Annotated in this window: 2 protein-coding genes; one reads left to right on the top strand and one right to left on the bottom strand. The window is 68.3% G+C overall.

Translation table 11 applies throughout. The features are described 5' to 3' along the window. Nucleotides 1-165 precede the first annotated feature (165 nt). Nucleotides 166-309 carry a hypothetical protein gene (locus AC04L7_RS17780; RefSeq protein WP_475513579.1) on the bottom strand — a complete coding sequence of 48 codons (144 nt, stop codon included), beginning with the start codon at nt 307-309 and terminating at the stop codon, nt 166-168. A gap of 790 nt (nt 310-1,099) precedes the next feature. Here AC04L7_RS17780 and AC04L7_RS17785 point away from each other — a divergent pair. Continuing rightward, a partial coding sequence (locus AC04L7_RS17785; protein WP_475513580.1) for a helix-turn-helix transcriptional regulator occupies nt 1,100-1,890 on the top strand: 791 nt, incomplete at its 3' end.

Genomic DNA, 1,890 nt, shown 5'->3' on the forward strand with positions numbered 1-1,890 from the left:
GGGTAAGGGGCATCCGGGGGGGCATGGCGGATCTCGCAGAGAGGAGTGACTGAAACCGGTTACATGGTAGGCAGGGCAGACGTCGGCCACAACCCAAGTGCTTGTTCCGATTCAGGTTCGCGGCCTAGATTCTGCCACGCCCGACGGCCTGTTCCCGGAACCCTGTCACGGTCGGCACCGGTCCCGGTATTCCCGCAGTTCCCACGCCAGCCGCCGGCGCCCCTCATCGCTGGTGTCGGTCAGCAGACCATGGACGTTGTCGTGCATGCGCGGGCAGGGGTCGGTGGTGTAGTCAGGCCCGGCCAGCATCCTGCCGATCGCCTGCAATCTCCTTTGCGGCGATGGTGGCTCTCGCATGTGGAAGCGGCCGCCGGAAGCACCGCCAGGTAGCCTCGGAACACGGCTGGCCATCAGTCCGGGCTGGAAATCGGTCGCCGGCGCGCTTTCCGCCGCCCAGACGGCGCCTTGCGCCAGATAGTCGGGTGTCGATGCGGAGATCGCCACATCCGGAGGCCGCTGCGTGGGATCCAGCGACCTCGCCACACGACCCGGGTCAGGTGATGGTGCGGAAGGATCGGCCGAGGGCGCAGGCGTCGCATGCGCATCGGGCGGCGATGTCGGCAGGGCAGGCTGTGCGTGTTCGATCCACCGCACTCGCAGCACGGGTGACGGGGAAYTCTTCCCGACAAGCCACCCCGGGGGGCGTACCAGTACCCATGTCACCGCTCCGTGGATCAGCACCACGATCACGGCCGCCACGGCGCGGCTCCGGCCTTCTGCTGACATCCTGTCACCCCCGCATCGCGTTGGCGGAGTCTGTGGCATCCAAAATGAACTGCCCGTCATCCGCTCGGCACGGCGACCGGACGGGAGGCGGCGTCGACACAGTGGCGACGAAGCGTGGTGTATCCCACCGCGACAGCGCCTTCGGTCCGTGCGTTGAGGGTGCCGCGACGGCGAGGACACGCCGCATCACCAGGCACCGCACGGGCCGAAGCCGCCGCCGGCGTTCGCCCCTTCACCGTCTCCAACGGCAGGCAGGCGACGAAAACGGCCACCCGTCGGTGATAATCCTCGAACGCCCCCTGCCGTGCCGACCATGGACAAGATCGAACGCATCACCGCCCTTCACCGCATCCTGAAGGCCGCGCGCTATCCGGTCACCGTGAAGCGTCTGCAGGAGGAACTGGGTTGCTCGCGCGCCACGGCGTATCGCGACCTGGCGTACCTGCGCGATGCGTTGATGGCGCCGATCGAGGGCGACGGCGAAGCGGGTTTCCGTTACCACGCGGCCGAAAGCGAACGCTTCGAGCTGCCTGGCCTGTGGCTGAGTTCGGAAGAGCTGTACGCCCTGCTCGCCGCGCAGCAGCTGCTGGTGCGCACGGGCGGCGGCGTGCTGTCCGGTGCGCTGGCGCCGCTGCAGAAGCGCATCGAGGGGCTGCTGGCCGACCACGCCGGCGTCGACCAGTGGCCGGTCGACCGCGTGCGCGTCATCCCGCATCGCGGCCGCACGCTGGACGAAGCCAGCTTCCGCACCGTCGCCTCGGCCGTGCTGGAGCGCAAGCAGCTGCACTTCGAATACCGGGCACGCTCCACCGACGAGCGCACGCGCCGCACGGTGTCGCCGCAGCGCATCACCCACTACCGCGACAACTGGTACCTGGATGCGTGGGACCATGAGCGCAACGCGCTGCGCAGCTTCGCGGTGGACCGCGTGGGCAACGCGAGGATGGTCGATGAACCCGCCCGTGACCTTCCCAACGACGAACTCAACCAGCACCTGGCGTCGAGCTACGGCATCTTCTCCGGCGAACCGAAAGGCTGGGCGACGATCCTGTTCAGTGCCAAGGCCGCGCGCTGGGTTGCCGACGAGCAGTGGCACTCGAAGCA

The organism is Pseudoxanthomonas sp. LjRoot204_2, from assembly GCF_056175765.1.